Origin of the sequence: Pseudoalteromonas sp. NZS100, assembly GCF_015864815.1 — a bacterium.
GTDB classification, from domain to species: domain Bacteria; phylum Pseudomonadota; class Gammaproteobacteria; order Enterobacterales; family Alteromonadaceae; genus Pseudoalteromonas; species Pseudoalteromonas distincta.
The window spans coordinates 13,974-30,898 of record NZ_JADYWM010000009.1 but is presented as its reverse complement, the minus strand read 5'-3'; the positions used below and the strand labels follow the sequence as shown (position 1 = coordinate 30,898).

Sequence of the window (16,925 nt, the reverse complement as noted above, 5' to 3'; positions counted from 1 at the left end):
AATATGCTCTTTTTTATTTTACATATTAAACAAGAACGATAATTTAACATTTTTATTTCAAACTAAAAGCCAGCAGCTTGTTCAACAACAATAGCGTGGCGTTTAGCGAGGCGTAGGTGATCTCTATCGTAACCTCCACCTATCACAGTAGCTACAGGTGTATTGTGTTCAAGGCAGCGTTTTAGCACTAAATGGTCACGTTTAGCTATGCCATCCCAGCTAATATCTAACTTACCCAAGCCATCACCTTGCCAAATATCAACGCCAGCATCGTAAAGTACTAAGCTTGGGTTTAGCTCTTTAAGTAAATAGCTCAAGGTGTCGTCAACTATGGCAAGGTATTCGTCGTCCTTCATATTATTTGCCAGGCCAATGTCTAAATCGCTGGCGGACTTTCTAAAGGGGAAGTTTTTTTCACAATGAATAGAGCAAGTATACGCATAGGGTTGATGCTGTAACATTGCGGCTGTGCCATCACCTTGGTGCACGTCTAAATCAAAAATAAGTACGTTAGTTACCTCACCCGATTTAATTAAAGTTTGCGTGGTAAAGGCCAAATCGTTAACCATACAAAAACCTGAACCAAAGTCATTATGTGCGTGATGTGTACCACCGGCAAGATGACACGCTATACCGTGTTCAAGTGCTAAGCGGGCTGTCTGTAGCGTTCCTTGAGGGGCTGTAAATGTACGTGCCATAAGCTCTTTTGACCAAGGTAGACCAATGCGACGCATTGCTTTTTCATCTAAGCGGTTATGCCATAAATCTTGGATATAATTATCGCAATGCACAAGCTCAAGCGGCTCTGGCGTGCCTAATATTGGCTCAACTAGGTTACTGCCGATTAAACCAAGCTCTGCAACATGTTGATATAAATGTGCAAATTTACTCATTACAAAGCGATGCTTAGGATCAAAGCTAAACGAGTAGTTAGGATGGTATACCAAAGGCAAATGAGGATTTAAGCGCATATTTACAAGCTTTATAAAGTTTGCGCTATGGTAATCAACTTAAGAGAATGAGTCTATTGTGAGTCATTAATAAGTGACGCTAATTCGCGATGCAGTAGCTCATCATCAGCTAAGTTTAGCTCTATTAAACGCTTTAAATAAGTAATGCTGTCTATATCAATATGGTGGCATTTTAAACCAATATGATCGGCTTCAATATGGCAAATCACTACTTCCATTTTTATTTCTATATCGCTTTGAGGCAATGTAAAACGCAGTATTGCTTGCGTATTGTGGCTGCCAATAAATGCATCACAATTAGTGACCAACGCGCCATGTAAAGATAGATCGAGTAATTTACACGGATACTGTTGGCTATCAAAACATAACAGGGCGTTAGTTGAAAATAGCACACGAGAAAACTGTCGACGATTTTGCATAACCTAATTTAGCCTTACTGTTTTTATAATAAATTAAGCATAGCGGGTAATTCTCTACATGCTAGCAAGATGTGCTCCTGTAATGCTGGTGGCATAAAAAAGCCCTGCAAAGTGCAGGGCTTAAGTTATACAAACATAAAATTAACCAATATTTTTAGCCAATTTTTTTGTATTTAATACGTTTAGGTTGAGTTGCCTCAGCGCCTAGGGTCTTTTTAAGCCACTCTTCATATTCAGTGTAGTTACCATCAAAGAAGTTAATTTGACCTTCGTCGCGGTAATCTAAAATATGTGTAGCAATACGGTCAAGGAACCAACGGTCATGCGAGATACACATTACACAACCTGGGAACTCTAAAATAGCGTTCTCCAGTGCACGTAGTGTTTCAACGTCCAAGTCATTGGTTGGCTCATCGAGTAGTAACACATTGCCGCCAGCTTTTAATAACTTAGCAAGGTGTAAACGGTTACGCTCACCACCTGATAGGTCTTTAACAAACTTTTGCTGATCGTTACCTTTAAAGTTAAAGCGACTTACATATGCTCGGCTTGGGAACTCAAAGTTACCAATTTTCAGTACGTCTTGTCCGTCTGATATTTCTTGGAAAACAGTTTTGCTTTCGTCCATACCGTCGCGGAACTGATCAACAGTCGCAAGGTGTACTGTTTCGCCAACGCTGATGCTACCGCTGTCTTGCGTTTGCTCACCGCTTATCATTTTAAACAGTGTTGATTTACCCGCGCCATTCGCACCAATAATGCCCACAATGGCACCTTTTGGCATGCTAAAGCTTAAGTCATCAATTAAAACACGATCGCCAAAACTCTTACGAAGATTAGTTACTTCAAGTACTTGGTCACCTAAACGCGGGCCAGGTGGAATAAACATCTCGTTAGTTTCGTTACGTTTTTGGTAATCAGACTGCTGCATTTCAGTAAACTGAGCCATACGTGCTTTTGACTTAGCTTGACGACCTTTAGGGTTTGAACGAACCCATTCAAGTTCTTGCGCAATTGATTTTTGACGTGCTTTTTCAGATTTTTGTTCTTGCTGTAAGCGCGCATCTTTTTGTTCAAGCCAAGAAGAGTAGTTACCTTCCCATGGAATACCTTCACCACGGTCAAGCTCTAATATCCAGCCAGCTACATTATCAAGGAAGTAACGGTCATGCGTTACTGCCACAACAGTGCCTTCGTAATCGTGTAAGAAGCGCTCTAACCATGCAACCGACTCAGCATCTAAGTGGTTAGTAGGCTCATCAAGAATAAGCATGTCTGGTTTTTCAAGTAATAATCGACATATAGCAACACGGCGACGCTCACCACCTGAAAGGTGCTCAATTTTAGCATCCCACTCTGGCAGGCGAAGTGCATCAGCTGCGCGTTCTAAAACGTTGTCGATGTTATGACCATCGTGCGCCTGAATAACAGCTTCAAGCTCGCCTTGCTCTTTTGCAAGTGCGTCAAAGTCAGCGTCTTCCATGGCGTATTCGTTATACACTTCGTCAAGACGTTTAAGTGCATGTTTAACTTCGCCAACAGCTTCTTCAACAGTTTCACGTACTGTTTTACTTTCGTCTAAAATAGGTTCTTGCGGTAAATAACCAATTTTAGTACCAGGCTGAGGATGTGCATCACCTTCAAAATCTTGGTCAACACCGGCCATAATACGCAGTAACGTAGATTTACCAGAACCGTTTAAACCAAGCACACCAATTTTAGCGCCAGGAAAAAAGTGCAACGAAATATCTTTTAAGATAGTGCGCTTAGGTGGCACAACCTTAGATACTCGACTCATCGAGAATATAAATTTATCAGGTAAAACCATGGAGGAAAGCCTTCAAATAATAATAAAAATTTCAATGTTGTATTGTAGTGGCTGACAGGTGAAACAGTCAACGAATGGCGGGTTTTAAAGCACCAAAGGATGCTTGTAAGTAAAGTATAAAATCATGAATAAATTTCATTTGGACATCTATACATCTAGAGGTTGATATTTTTTACTTTCAGTTCATAATTAAGCCTCGGTTTTTATGAGCAGGAGTAAAGTATGCCAATTACAGTAAAAGACGAGTTGCCGGCAATTGCACGTTTACGTCAAGAAAACGTATTTGTAATGCCAAAAAGTCGTGCAAAAACGCAAGAAATACGCCCAATGCGTTTGGCTATTTTAAACTTGATGCCTAATAAAGTAGAAACCGAAGTTCAGTTTATTCGTTTGCTTGCCAATTCGCCTTTGCAAGTAAACGTAGAACTACTGCGCCTCGACACTCACCGCAGTAGCAGCAATTCAGAAGAGCACCTTGATACCTTTTACCGTTATTTTTCTGAGGTTAAAGACAACAATTACGATGCATTAATAGTAACTGGTGCGCCACTTGCCCATTTAGAATACGACGATGTAGCGTATTGGGATGAGCTAAAGGTCATTATTGATTGGGCTGAGCAACACGTTACCTCTACGTTATTTTCGTGTTGGGCAGCGCATGCAGCGTTATATCACCGTTACAATTTAAAGCGTGATTTAAAAGACGATAAACTATGTGGCGTATTTACTCACCAGTGTTATTTTGATCACGGTGCACTGACTCGCGGATTTGACGATACCTTTTTGGTACCGCACTCACGCTACGGCCATATTGATATAAATAAGATAAACGCCTGTGAAGAACTCGTTGTACTGGCAGGTTCTGAGCGAGTAGGGGCTTACTTACTTAAAAACAAATCAGGTAGCCAAGTGTTTATAACCGGCCATCCAGAGTACGACGCCGACTCGCTAAAAACAGAATACGAGCGCGATTGTAAAAAGAGCCCTAATGCACCAAAACCCGAAAATTACTTTCCGGATGACGATGCAACCAAACAACCTTCAAAAACGTGGCAAAGCCATGCTTTTTTACTTTTTTCGAACTGGTTAAATTACTACGTGTACCAAACCACACCGTATGATATTAATTTAGTTAGCCAAGACGTGAGGACTAACAACTATGCCGAATAACGCGCCTACAAATAATAAACAAGCCGAAATAAGTGCCGCATTAAAAGAACGCATTTTAATTTTAGATGGCGCTATGGGCACCATGATCCAAGATCATAAGCTAGAAGAAGAAGACTATCGCGGAGAGCGTTTTAAAGACTGGCATGTATTAATTAAAGGCAATAACGATTTATTAAGCCTAACTAAGCCCGACTTAATCACTGATATTCATCGTGGTTTTTTATCAGCGGGCGCCGATATTATCGAAACCAACACGTTTAACTCGACCACTATTTCGATGGAAGATTACGACATGGCAAACCTAAGTCGTGAAATAAACGTAGAGTCGGCTAAATTAGCACGCGCAATTTGCGATGAATTTACGGCTAAAACGCCAGAAAAACCGCGCTATGTAGCCGGTGTTTTAGGGCCGACATCTAAAACGTGTTCAATTTCGCCAGACGTAAACGATCCGGGTTACCGAAATGTCACCTTTGATAAGCTAGTTACTGCGTATGTAGAGTCTACCCTTGCATTAATGGAAGGCGGCGCCGATTTAATACTAATCGAAACTATATTCGACACGCTTAATGCAAAAGCCGCCTCGTTTGGTGTAGAAGAAGCCTTTGAGCAAGCAGGGCGCACATTACCAGTTATGATCTCGGGCACTATTACCGACGCCTCAGGGCGTACGCTTTCGGGGCAAACAACCGAAGCATTTTATAACTCTATTCGCCATATTAAGCCTATTTCGATTGGTTTAAACTGCGCGCTTGGCCCTGATTTACTGCGCCAATATGTAGAAGAGTTATCGCGCGTGTGCGAAACCTTTACATCGGTACACCCTAATGCGGGCTTGCCTAATGAGTTTGGTGAATACGACTTAGAAGCGCCTGAAATGGCAACCGAAATTATCGATTGGGGTAAATCGGGCTTTATTAATATAGTAGGTGGATGTTGTGGCACCACGCCTGCGCATATTCGTGCTTTTGCAAAAGGTCTAGCGGGCGTTAAACCACGCCAATTGCCAGAGCTTGAAGTACGCATGCGTTTATCAGGCCTTGAAGCCTGTAACTTAAATTAAGGAGCCAACATGACCCAACAAATAGCAGTATTTACTAATGTCGGCGAACGTACCAATGTAACCGGTTCTGCCATGTTTAAACGTTTAATCATGGAAGAAGACTTTGAAGCCGCGCTAACAGTGGCCCGCGAACAAGTAGAAAATGGCGCACAGGTTATTGATATAAACATGGACGAAGCCATGTTGGACTCAAAAGCCGCGATGGTTAAGTTTTTAAACTTAATAGCCTCAGAGCCTGATATTTCACGCGTACCCATTATGGTCGACTCCTCTAAATGGGAAGTAATAGAAGCAGGCCTAAAGTGTATTCAAGGTAAGGCCATTGTTAACTCTATATCGCTAAAAGAGGGCGAAGAGCCGTTTATTCGCCAAGCTAAAATAATAAAACGTTTTGGTGCAGCTGCCGTTGTAATGGCGTTTGATACTGACGGGCAAGCTGATACAGCAGACCGCAAATATGAAATATGTGCCCGCAGCTACAAAATATTAGTAGAAGACATTGGTTTTCCACCAGAAGATATTATATTCGACCCTAATATATTTGCCGTAGCCACCGGTATAGAAGAGCACGACAACTACGCTGTAGAATTTATTGAAGGCACACGCCGCATTAAACAAAACTTACCGCACTGTAAAGTGTCGGGCGGGGTGTCAAATGTATCGTTTTCATTTAGGGGTAATAACCCAGTACGTGAAGCTATCCACTCGGTATTTTTATACCACGCCATAAAAGCGGGTATGGATATGGGCATTGTAAATGCAGGGCAACTCGCCGTTTACGACGACATCCCAGAAGAGCTTCGTAAAGCCGTTGAAGACGTAATACTTAACACAGACCCAGGTGCAGGCGAGCGTTTAGTTGAGCTTGCACCAAAATACTCTGGTATGGCACAAGCTGAGCGAGTAGAAGATTTAGAGTGGCGCACATGGCCTGTAGAAAAACGCCTTGAGCACGCGCTTGTAAAAGGCATTACTACCTTTATAGATGAAGATACCGAAGAGTGCCGCGCTGCTGCCGATAAACCTATTCACGTAATTGAAGGGCCGTTAATGGATGGCATGAACGTGGTAGGTGATTTATTTGGCGCAGGTAAAATGTTTTTACCACAAGTGGTTAAATCGGCGCGCGTAATGAAACGAGCCGTAGCCTACCTAGACCCATTCATTGAAGCCGAAAAAGAAGAAGGTTCAACCAATGGTAAAATAGTGATGGCGACCGTAAAAGGCGACGTACACGACATAGGTAAAAATATTGTAGGCGTGGTACTACAATGTAATAACTATGAAGTTATTGATTTAGGCGTAATGGTACCTGCCGATAAAATACTGCAAACCGCCATCGACGAAAAAGCCGATATTATTGGTTTATCGGGCTTAATTACCCCATCGCTTGACGAAATGGTACACGTAGCAAAAGAAATGAAACGCCGTGGTTTTGAACTGCCACTACTCATTGGTGGTGCAACTACCTCTAAAGCGCACACCGCAGTAAAAATTGAGCCGCAATATGACAAAGGCGTTGTGTATGTAAATAACGCAAGCCGTGCAGTTGGTGTGGTTTCAAACTTATTATCAAAAGACATTAAGCCTGACTTTTTAGCTAAAACTAAAGCTGAATATGTAAAAGTACGCGAGCAACAAGCGCGTAAAAAACCACGCTCTAAGCCTGTTACAATCCAGCGCGCACGCGATAACGCAGCAAAGCTTGATTGGGATAACTACACACCACCAGTGCCTAAAAAGCTGGGCGTCACCGAGTTTAAAAATGTATCAATCGCGACTTTGCGTAAATACATAGATTGGACGCCATACTTTATGACGTGGTCAATTGCCGGTAAATACCCGCGCATAATGGACGATGAAGTCGTAGGCGAGCAAGCGCAAAGCTTATTTAAAGACGCTAACGATATGTTAGACGACCTTGAAAAAGCAGGCAGTTTGCAACCACTTGGTGTAATTGGTTTATTCCCGGCTAACCGCGTGGGTGATGACATAGAAATATACACCGACGAAACACGTAAAGAAGTATTAACTACTTCGTGCCATTTACGCCAGCAAACCGAAAAAACCGACTTTGCTAATTATTGCCTAGCCGACTACATAGCACCCAAAGGCACACCAGACTATTTTGGCGCGTTTGCAGTAACGGGCGGCCTAGAAGAAGACGACTTAGCAAATGCGTTTGACGCACAGCAAGATGACTACAACAAAATAATGGTTAAAGCGGTTGCCGACAGGCTCGCCGAAGCGTTTGCAGAATACCTACACGAAAAAGTACGTAAAGAGTATTGGGGTTTTGCACCAGACGAAAACCTAGCAAATGATGAGCTAATACGCGAAAACTACCAAGGTATCCGCCCAGCGCCAGGTTACCCAGCGTGCCCTGAGCACACCGAGAAAAAGAAAATTTGGCAGTTGCTCGATACCGAAAAGCGCATTGGTATGCAGCTAACTAGTTCGTACGCCATGTGGCCAGGTGCTGCTGTTTCGGGTTGGTACTTTTCACACCCCGAAGCTAAATACTACGCCGTAGCCGCTGTGCAAAAGGATCAGGTAGAAGACTACGCTAAGCGAACCAATATGACGCTTGAAGAAGCTGAACGTTGGCTATCGCCTAACTTGGGGTATGATCCGGAGTAGAGCGAAGCTGTCATTTTTAGCTATCAGTAAAACAAAAACGAGCCTAATTAGGCTCGTTTTTGTTTTGTATCTTTATATTTGTTATGACAATAAATATTGATAACTCAGTTGTTTACATAATAGGTATTAGATGTGACTATTAAATGGTTTGAACATGTAGTCTATGTATTAGTTTTGGACTAAGCATAAAGAATACTAAGTTTTAGTTACTCTAACTAAGGAATTATAATGCAGACAATTACGGAAGATCAGCTATCTCTTGAATATTACGGTGCAGCAGTTGAAAAAGGGCAACTAAAAGCGAAAGATGTTGCTCGCTATATTTTGGCATTAGATGAATTTATGAACGTTATTACAACAGAAGCTTATGGTAAAGATGCATCGCTATGTATGGATGTATCAGGTTTTAGAGGACAATCATTTGATATTGATTTTTTACTTCAGGTTGTAGGTTTATCCTCTGGAGCACTATTTTGCACCAGCTCCCCCAAAGACCTTATTACTCTGGCTACTGACTCAATTAAGTTGTGTATTCATTTAGCTGGCAATCAACCGAAGCAGTGCACACCAGATAGTAATGCGAATACAGTTAATATTGAAAACTCTAATGGTCATACTCAAGTATTTCATATTCAAACGCTAAATGTTCTTTCTGACCCAAAAGCTGCTAATTAATTGGATACATTTATTAGAGAGCCTTTGCTCAAAGGGTTAAGCGAAGTAAAGTTAAAATCTTCAAAGTTTGACATCCAAACTAAAGCTTCGGCTAATGATGCTGAATTTTTTAAACCTCTAGATTTCGATTTACCAATTTCAAAAAATACAATTACAACAGGTTTAACTATTGAATCACCATCCTTTAAAGATGGAAATAAGTGGAAATTATTTGATGGACAATCCAGTTTCTATGCAGAGATTACTGATAGAGAATTTATTGAGACTGTAGATAAAGGAGAGCGGTTTGGTAAAGGGGATCTATTAATAGTTGAAATGGAAATAATTCAGACTAAAACACCGCAAGGCTTGAAGATCGAAAAACTCATTACGAAAGTTACAGATCATAAAGAAGCGCCTCAGCAGAAAGGTATGTTCTAAGATTTTAGGTCAAAGTATTAGAAATATAGTAAAAGCCCAGAGTAAAGGACTGTAAATGAAATATCTAAACCGCATTCTACTGTGCCTATCTCTACTTTTTACATCGAACATATTTGCGCTTGAGCAAAAGTATCACGAGAGTGTTTTACCTGTTATTGCTGCTTTTAAAGCGCATGATAAAACTGCGATTGCAGCACTTATTCGCTACCCGCTAAAACGACGATATCCCATACCTGACATTAAAAATGAAGCTGAGTTTATTAACCGCTTTGATGAAGTATTTAATGATGAGCTAGCGGCAGTTATTGCCAGTTCAAACATTAAAACTGATTGGGAGAAAGTAGGTTGGCGCGGCATTATGCTAAATAACGGTGTTATGTGGGTCGATACCGACGGTAAAATTATTGCTGTAAATACACAAAATACTAAAGAGCAGACTCTTGCTAAAAGCTTAATCGAACAAGGTAAGCAATCCTTGCACGCAAGTATTAATACTTTTGAAAAACCAGTACTCGATTGGAAAACGGCTAACTACCATATTCGTGTTGATGATTTAGGCGATCATAATTATCGATATGCAGTGTGGAATATTGATAAAAGAGCAATGGATAAGCCTGATATGGTTTTATTTAACGGCGATGTAACGGTTAGTGGCACTGGCGGTAATCACCATTATACGTTTAAAAATGGGCGTTATAGTTACATACTACATGTAACCATTATTGGCTGCGATACATCACCACCGGGTTGGCTTGAAGTTTATAAAGACGATGAGCGATTACTATTTGAAGATGTTATAAGCACCCATTAATCGATTTTAATTAGTAAGTATGCGGCTAAGTTTTTTAGAAAATTAGCTTAGCTGAAAATAAAATATTATTACGTTATTTCTTCTATGTCTTTGTAAAACTTTGTTAATCGCCTCTTTATTTCCGGTTGTTACTCTATATAATGCCGTGTTAATGGAACGTTGCATTTGTAGTGGCGTTATTAAATAAAGAAATACAAAGGATTATGGAATTGATTAAACTATCTTGCCTTACGTTGCTCATGATGAGCGCGTATTCAGTGAATGCCAATACTCATGCACAACCTATAAAAAACACTCAAAAAAATACTTACGGTGATGCTGTTTTAATTAACGATCAAAAAATAAATTTTGATAAAGCTCATTTTGAAAGTTTATCTAAAAAACCTCTACTCGCGCCAATTATAAAAAATAATAGCCTTACTCAAGCTGCCTCAGACGAGCAAAGCATAGAGCTTAATAGCGTATTTCGTGAATTTTCGTTAGGTAACTCAACAGGTCGCAAAGGTATGTACATTGCACCTTTGTCGGGTGTGGGTAGCAAGCACATTATATCCGCCCAAGAGAGCAATTTTAATATTATAGAGTATGTAAAAGGTGCGTATAAAGTAACAGCTCGCTACGACTTTGATGACTACATTGAAGATACCACACTAATTAAAGATACAGTGGCAGATACATATTACTTATATGTTTTAGACAATAACGCAGTACATAAAGTTAATTTAGTCACCCAAGAGATAGAGCTAAGCAAAGAATTTTATTACCCAAGAGCAGCAGATAAGTTTGATATAAACAGCGATGGCCAAGATGAGCTTTTTGTTTATCAAAGTAGTAAGCTTTTTGTTCTTAACTCACTCGATTTATCTGAAATTGCGGTACTTGAAAACGTACCACAAAATTTTGTGACAGGCTCGTTTACTGAAGCTAATGCAAAAGAAGTTTTATTTAGTGATGGTGCGGTTTATAGGTTTGAAAATTCAGAATTTGTACTGCACAAACAGCTTAGTGTAAGTATTAATGGCGAGCATTTAATTACTGTTGATATTAATAACGACGGCTTAGATGAAGTGATTAATGGGCAAAGTTGGTACAGCATAGAAATGCTAAGCCCAAGCACTGAAAGCATTTTATGGACAGCCCAAAGCGACTTAGATATTGATAAAGTAATAGTTGTAGACATCGATAATGATGGTACCGATGATTTAGTTTACGGCGATGGTCAGTGGGGGAGCTTATACGCGCTTTCACTCACAACAGGTGTTGAGTTTTGGAGTATTAATAATCCAGAGCATGGTGTGTCGGGCATTGTTGTAGATGACCTTAACGGCGATGGCAAACAAAATATTGCTTGGGGCTCAGGTTATTCTTCGTCAGGTGAAGATGGTTTTTATATTCACAACACGGATGATAAAGCCCAGCAGTGGGCTAAAGGCATTAAGTACTACTCAAATAAAGCGTTAGCACTTGCTGATATTAATAATAACGGAAGCTTAGATATACTTTATTCCGAGCGTGACAGTAACGCTTTGCACATAATAGATACACAAACTAATGAAAAAATACTTACAAATATAAGCGTTAATAACGATTGGGATGATAACAATTTAGTTACTACTGCTCAGCTGTTTGATGATGGTAAAAATTATATTATTACTGGCAGCTCTGCTATATACGATGCGAATGTACAGGTGTTTTCACCTGAAACGGGTGAAGAGCTATTTCAAACATATCTTGGCGGCGGAGACTACATTAGTACCTTAACAACGTTAGATATTAATAATGATGGCAAGTTAGAAATAATAGTAGGTAATGGCGCTGAGCATACCGGAAGTGAAGGTACCTTTTTTAAAGTATTAAATGGGCAAACTGGAGAGTTATTAAAAACATCGCCTCGTTTAGGATTTTATTGGGGCGGCATGAGTTCAATAGTAACTGGAAGCTTTCTTAATAACGAAAATATAGATGTGGTTGGTCTCGTTAGTGATTACCTCATTAGTTATGACTACTCTGAAAACACTATATCTAAAGTTGCTTTGGAGCAAAGCTTTAACGGTTTGGTTAACACTGTTATTAATGGAGAAGAAACTTTAGTTGCCTCTACCTATAATGGCTCACTTTATAAAGTGGCTTTAAATGGGCAGACAACATTAATTAGCGAAGTGTGCCAAAACACTTTAAATAACATTGTGTCTGTAAGAGCTGGGTTTGTGCAGTATTCGTGTTCTGATCAGTTTGGTGAATATAACCTAGATAGCAATGTGGTTTCATACACTGTTAAGCGTAATAATAATGACAGTTGGTTAGCAACTTCTACGTATAATAATGTTGATTATACCTTGTTGGCAGGTCAGTCATTGGAGGTGTTTTCTAATCAAGTTGCTGAGCCTTTAGCTAAGCCTGAAGCTGTAAGCTACTCTGATCATGTTTTAAAAAGCATACAAATAGACTTACCTGTATCAGATGATATTGATTATGTAGTTTTAAATAAGAGACCAACTCTGGGTAGGGTCGAGTTTACCGACAGACAGGCGGGTCTATTAACTTATATACCATCGGGCGCTGTAGGCATTGACGAGCTTAGTTACTACACAGTAAAAGATCGTTCACGTTCAGCGTTATCAAGCTTAACGTTAGAGCTAAAAAATACAGCACCTACAGCAAATAATATGACACTGCAAACTCATTGGAATACACCGCTTAACTTTAATTTAGAAGGTATGGATGAAGACGCAGAGCCATTAATATTTCAAATTAAAAATTCGCCTGCTCATGGGCAAATTCAGTTAATGGACTCTGCTTTAGGTAGCGTGACCTTTTCACCAAGTGGTGACTCGGTTGAGCCAGTATCAGTTAGCTTTACAGTGAAAGATTCTTTAGTTGAATCAGAGCTTCATAATGTTGTTATTGAACTGACAAATACAGCCCCACAAGCTCAAAATGTAACATATAACACCTCTTATAAGAGTGAAGTGAATGGTCGCTTTTCAGCATTAGATAGCGACAACGATACACTTGAATTTGAAGTGGTAACAGAGCCAAACTCAGGAACTTTAACATTTGAGCCTGATACTGGATTGTTTAAACTAACTCCTACGAGCGAATCCGATCATGTAGTAACGTTTAGCTATGTAGCTAAAGATAAATTTGATAGTTCTGCAGTTCAAACTGTGACTATAAACGTTGAAGGTAAGCAAGCTGCTACGGTAGCGACTCCTTCATCTGATTCAGGCTCTAGCTCAGGTGGCAGTATTTATTACTTACTTACGCTGCTATCAGTGGTTTTATTTGGTAGACGCCGTTTTAATTAATAGTTAAAAGCTTATTTACACTATCTAAAACCGCCAAATGGCGGTTTTTTATTTATTAATAGTCTTTTTAAACTTTTATTTAGGGCTGTTTATCTTTCGAGGGTTTAACATGTAATGCCCTAAGGGTTCTGCGTAGGGGCAATTTACGCTTTGGTGTTTACAAACCTCCCGTCGCGATTAAATCTCCCCTAGGTTGAGTGAGTTTCAATCTAAAAGGTCAGCAGGGCCTAGCCATAATACTAATAATCAGACGTTAATAATTTCAATGTGGTTTAAACGTTCTAATAATTAGTATTTTTATAAAACAGATCTAAGTGGTAGGCTAAAAGTAGTAAGTATAAAATAGTAAGTAATTAAAAATAGTTCTCGCGCAACAAGGAACCCTCCTGTAAAGCGCTTTGCCAAGGAGTTTAGTATGATCACGCTTACCATTAATGGTAATAAACATGAGTTTTCTGGCGATCCGTCAACGCCAGTATTATGGTATCTCCGAGACGAATTGAATTTAACTGGGCCTAAATTTGGCTGTGGTATGGCACAGTGCGGTGCGTGTACCGTGCATATTGATGGGGTAGCTCAGCGCTCGTGTGTATTACCTGTAGCGGCAGTAGCGGGTCTTTCAATTACTACAATTGAAGGGTTAAGCGAGCAGGGCGACCATCCCGTGCAACAAGCATGGGTTGAGCATAAAGTACCGCAGTGTGGTTTTTGCCAGTGCGGTCAAATGATGCAAGCTGCAAGCTTATTAGCTGCAAACCCAACCCCTACCGACGATGAAATAGTAAGTAATATGTCGGGAAATATTTGCCGTTGTGGTACATACCCGCGTATTCATAAAGCAATTAAATCAGCTGCTAAAACAATGGCGAGTGTTCAATATTTTGACCCAAATGAACAAGGGGAAGAAGTATGAACCAAGATAACAAATACTTTGATTTAAACCGCCGTAAGTTTTTAAAAACTAGCGCAATAGGTGCATTGGTACTTGGTACTTATTTTGTAGGCAGTGCGCCAAGAGCATTTGCGGGTGTATTAGAGCAGCCATCTGAGCAAGCAAAACGCGCAAACTTATTTATTGCACTGCGCCCAGACGGCATGGTTGAAATAACCTGCCATCGTTCTGAAATGGGTCAGCAAATTCGCACCGCGATTGCACAAATAGTTGCCGATGAAATGGAAGCCGCGTGGGATAAGGTTATTGTTATTCAGGGTAAGGGCGACCCTAAATATGGCGATCAAAATACCGATGGCTCACGCAGTATTCGCTATAACATGCAGCGCCTGCGTGAAATGGGCGCAAGTGTGCGTTACATGATGCAGCATGCTGCCGCTAAGTATTGGAACGTTGATCCACAAACCTGTACTGCTAATCAACACGTTGTTACACACAGCTCAGGTAAATCGCTTACTTATAAAGATTTAATCGACTTAGCGCTTACAATAACGCCACCAGAAGCTGACAAACTAACGCTTAAAACACGCAAAGAATGGCGCTACATTAATACTGGCATGGCGCACATAGATTTAGCCGATTTAGTAACAGGCAAAGCTATATTTGCAGCCGATGTACGCGAACCACAAGCGCTGGTGGCTATAATTGAACGCCCGCCGGTAGTAGGCGGTGTTGTTAAGTCATTTGATGCCAGTGCTACAAAAGCGATAAACGGCGTTGTAGATGTTATTGAAATACCTGCACCAAAAGGCGCGCCGCAGTTTCAGCCAAAAGGCGGAATTGCGATTATAGCTAAAAACACATGGGCTGCATGGCAAGGGCGTAAAGCATTAAAAGTAGTGTGGGATGATGGCAAAAATGGCGATTACAATTCAAAAAAATTTAAAAAGTCATTACTAAAAACAGTACAAACTCCACAGGCAAACATACGTGATAAAGGCGATGCCATGGGCGTGTTGGCTAAATCGAGCAATAAACTCGTAGCTGATTATTACGCGCCGCATCTTGCTCAAGCACCAATGGAGCCGCCGTGTGCAACAGCTATGTACAACAAAGATAGTGTTGATATATGGGCTGCTACGCAAAATCCACAAGCCGATATGAAAACAGTGGCGGCAATGCTTGGCATGGATGAGAGCAAAATTAATGTTCACGTTACCATGTTAGGAGGCGGCTTTGGGCGTAAGTCAAAACCTGACTTTTCAGCAGAAGCAGCTTACCTTTCAATGAAAGTAGGCAAACCTATTCGTGTGCAATGGACGCGTGAAGACGACATACAACATGGTTTTTACCATGCGGTTTCGGCTCAGCACATTGAAGCATCGCTAGATAAAAATGGCGCAATAGAATCTTATTTACACCGCACCGCATTTTCACCAATTACCTCTACCTTTTCAGAAGGGGCGACTACGCCAGGAAGCTTTGAACTGCGCTTAGGGTTTACCGATAACCCAATTAACACACCTAACATGAAGTTAGAAAACGGTGATGCGCCTGCCAAAGCACGAATTGGTTGGATGCGCTCTGTATCAAATATTTTTCATGCCTTTGCTATTCAGTCATTTATTGGCGAAGCAGCGCACAAAGCCGGTCGCGACCAAAAAGACTATTTACTAGACACTATAGGTCCGAGTCGTATTGTTGATGTAACAGAGCAAAATGCCACATACGATAATTACGGTGGCGATAAAGAGGTTTACCCTTTAGATATTGGCAGACTGCGTCATGTTATTGAAAAAGTAGCTGACATGAGTAAATGGGGGCGAGAGCTTCCTAAAGGGCGAGGTTTAGGCATAGCAGCACACAGAAGCTTTTTAACTTACGTAGCTACGGTAGTTGAAGTAGAAGTGTCGGATGCTGGCGATTTAAACGTAATTAAATCGTGGGTTGCCATTGATGCGGGTACGGTTGTAAACACCGACACCGTTAAAAACCAAACTCAAGGTGGTTCTATTTACGGGATTACAACTGCAATCAGCGATGGTATTACCTTTGATAAAGGCCGCGTGCAGCAAAGTAACTTTCATGATTATCGCGTACCGCGTATGAGCGACTCACCACTTGAAGTTGACGTTGAAATTGTACAAAGTGACGCACCTCCAGCAGGGGTAGGCGAGCCATCTACACCAGTTTATGCGCCAGCATTATGTAATGCTATTTTTGCAGCGTGCGGAAAGCGCATTAGGCAGTTACCAATAGGTGACCAGCTAAAAGCGTAACTAAATAACAACAGCTTAAACAAAAAAACCGCCAAAATGGCGGTTTTTTTAGAAGTTAGCGATTAGTGAGTTTTTTCAAACTCATCAACTTCACGCTCTGCTTCTTCTTTAGATTTACCGTACTGCTGCTGGATTTTACCCACTAGCTCTGTACGGCTACCTTCAATTTTGTCTAAATCGTCGTCAGTAAGATCGCCCCATTTCTGTTGAGCCTTACCTTTAAGTTCGTTCCAATTACCTTTCATACGATCGCTGTTCATAAGTTTCTCCTTACTTAGATTTAATTAACGTTCAGTATAAAAGGAGCAAGGCGTGTACCAATAAGTTAAATTTTTATTTTGCATTTATAATCATGGTGTTATGTTTTTATTGAGGCAGTAATGATTAATGTTTTGAGCACATCCTTAAAAAATGTACAGAGCGGTCTGTAATTATTTCTGATTATGTAA

General features: G+C 40.6%; 13 protein-coding genes. 9 read left to right on the top strand and 4 right to left on the bottom strand.

From position 1 onward, the window contains the following. Window positions 1-62: 62 nt before the first annotated feature. The 3 genes from I6E69_RS11005 to ettA form a co-directional block, all read right to left on the bottom strand. Entirely contained in the window at window positions 63-971 is a 909-nt protein-coding gene (locus tag I6E69_RS11005; protein WP_197121258.1) for a histone deacetylase, read from the bottom strand. A 53-nt stretch (window positions 972-1,024) separates the two neighbouring features. Further along, window positions 1,025-1,390, bottom strand: a complete 366-nt coding sequence (locus tag I6E69_RS11000; protein WP_002958114.1) for a PilZ domain-containing protein — start codon at window positions 1,388-1,390, stop codon at window positions 1,025-1,027. A gap of 154 nt (window positions 1,391-1,544) precedes the next feature. Next, window positions 1,545-3,218, bottom strand: coding sequence for an energy-dependent translational throttle protein EttA (gene ettA, locus I6E69_RS10995; protein ID WP_039486820.1), 1,674 nt, complete (start codon window positions 3,216-3,218; stop codon window positions 1,545-1,547). Window positions 3,219-3,440: 222 nt separating this feature from the next. On the opposite strand from ettA, the gene metA reads away from it, so the two are divergent. The 9 genes from metA (at window position 3,441) to I6E69_RS10955 (ending at window position 16,476) form a co-directional block, all read left to right on the top strand. After that, a complete protein-coding gene (gene metA, locus I6E69_RS10990) occupies window positions 3,441-4,388 on the top strand; it encodes a homoserine O-succinyltransferase (RefSeq protein ID WP_197121257.1) in 948 nt (315 codons plus the stop codon). Continuing rightward, on the top strand, window positions 4,378-5,451 hold the full coding sequence (locus I6E69_RS10985) for a homocysteine S-methyltransferase family protein (protein WP_197121256.1): 1,074 nt from the start codon (window positions 4,378-4,380) through the stop codon (window positions 5,449-5,451). Before metA ends, I6E69_RS10985 begins: the two co-directional genes overlap by 11 nt. Window positions 5,452-5,460: 9 nt before the next feature. Beyond that, entirely contained in the window at window positions 5,461-8,091 is a 2,631-nt protein-coding gene (metH, locus tag I6E69_RS10980) for a methionine synthase (RefSeq protein WP_002958120.1), read from the top strand. 228 nt (window positions 8,092-8,319) lie between these two features. Further along, window positions 8,320-8,766: a hypothetical protein gene (locus I6E69_RS20685; RefSeq protein WP_231619772.1), complete on the top strand. Its 447-nt coding sequence runs from the start codon at window positions 8,320-8,322 to the stop codon at window positions 8,764-8,766. Further along, the gene (locus I6E69_RS20680; RefSeq protein ID WP_231619771.1) at window positions 8,767-9,186 is read left to right on the top strand and encodes a hypothetical protein; all 420 of its coding nucleotides are present in this window, start codon (window positions 8,767-8,769) and stop codon (window positions 9,184-9,186) included. 55 nt (window positions 9,187-9,241) lie between these two features. Next, window positions 9,242-9,997 (top strand): hypothetical protein, encoded by a 756-nt coding sequence (locus tag I6E69_RS10970; protein ID WP_197121255.1) that lies wholly within the window; start codon window positions 9,242-9,244, stop codon window positions 9,995-9,997. A gap of 209 nt (window positions 9,998-10,206) precedes the next feature. After that, complete coding sequence (locus I6E69_RS10965; RefSeq protein ID WP_197121254.1) at window positions 10,207-13,305, top strand: Ig-like domain-containing protein; 3,099 nt, start codon at window positions 10,207-10,209, stop codon at window positions 13,303-13,305. Between the two features lie 415 nt (window positions 13,306-13,720). Further along, entirely contained in the window at window positions 13,721-14,218 is a 498-nt protein-coding gene (locus tag I6E69_RS10960; protein WP_002958127.1) for a (2Fe-2S)-binding protein, read from the top strand. Continuing rightward, a complete protein-coding gene (locus tag I6E69_RS10955; RefSeq protein WP_197121253.1) occupies window positions 14,215-16,476 on the top strand; it encodes a xanthine dehydrogenase family protein molybdopterin-binding subunit in 2,262 nt (753 codons plus the stop codon). The genes I6E69_RS10960 and I6E69_RS10955 overlap by 4 nt, the downstream gene beginning before the upstream one ends. Window positions 16,477-16,538: 62 nt before the next feature. On the opposite strand, the gene I6E69_RS10950 is transcribed toward I6E69_RS10955, so the two are convergent. Continuing rightward, window positions 16,539-16,736 (bottom strand): CsbD family protein, encoded by a 198-nt coding sequence (locus tag I6E69_RS10950; protein ID WP_002958133.1) that lies wholly within the window; start codon window positions 16,734-16,736, stop codon window positions 16,539-16,541. Window positions 16,737-16,925 lie beyond the last annotated feature (189 nt).

Excerpts from the sequence above, each read along its gene's own strand:
- metA (WP_197121257.1), top strand. The coding sequence starts at position 3,441 with ATGCCAATTACAGTAAAAGACGAGTTGCCGGCAATTGCACGTTTACGT.
- I6E69_RS11005 (WP_197121258.1), bottom strand. The coding sequence starts at position 971 with ATGCGCTTAAATCCTCATTTGCCTTTGGTATACCATCCTAACTACTCG.
- I6E69_RS10960 (WP_002958127.1), top strand. The coding sequence starts at position 13,721 with ATGATCACGCTTACCATTAATGGTAATAAACATGAGTTTTCTGGCGAT.
- I6E69_RS20685 (WP_231619772.1), top strand. The coding sequence starts at position 8,320 with ATGCAGACAATTACGGAAGATCAGCTATCTCTTGAATATTACGGTGCA.
- I6E69_RS10985 (WP_197121256.1), top strand. The coding sequence starts at position 4,378 with ATGCCGAATAACGCGCCTACAAATAATAAACAAGCCGAAATAAGTGCC.
- I6E69_RS10950 (WP_002958133.1), bottom strand. The coding sequence starts at position 16,736 with ATGAACAGCGATCGTATGAAAGGTAATTGGAACGAACTTAAAGGTAAG.
- I6E69_RS10970 (WP_197121255.1), top strand. The coding sequence starts at position 9,242 with ATGAAATATCTAAACCGCATTCTACTGTGCCTATCTCTACTTTTTACA.
- I6E69_RS10955 (WP_197121253.1), top strand. The coding sequence starts at position 14,215 with ATGAACCAAGATAACAAATACTTTGATTTAAACCGCCGTAAGTTTTTA.
- I6E69_RS11000 (WP_002958114.1), bottom strand. The coding sequence starts at position 1,390 with ATGCAAAATCGTCGACAGTTTTCTCGTGTGCTATTTTCAACTAACGCC.
- ettA (WP_039486820.1), bottom strand. The coding sequence starts at position 3,218 with ATGGTTTTACCTGATAAATTTATATTCTCGATGAGTCGAGTATCTAAG.
- metH (WP_002958120.1), top strand. The coding sequence starts at position 5,461 with ATGACCCAACAAATAGCAGTATTTACTAATGTCGGCGAACGTACCAAT.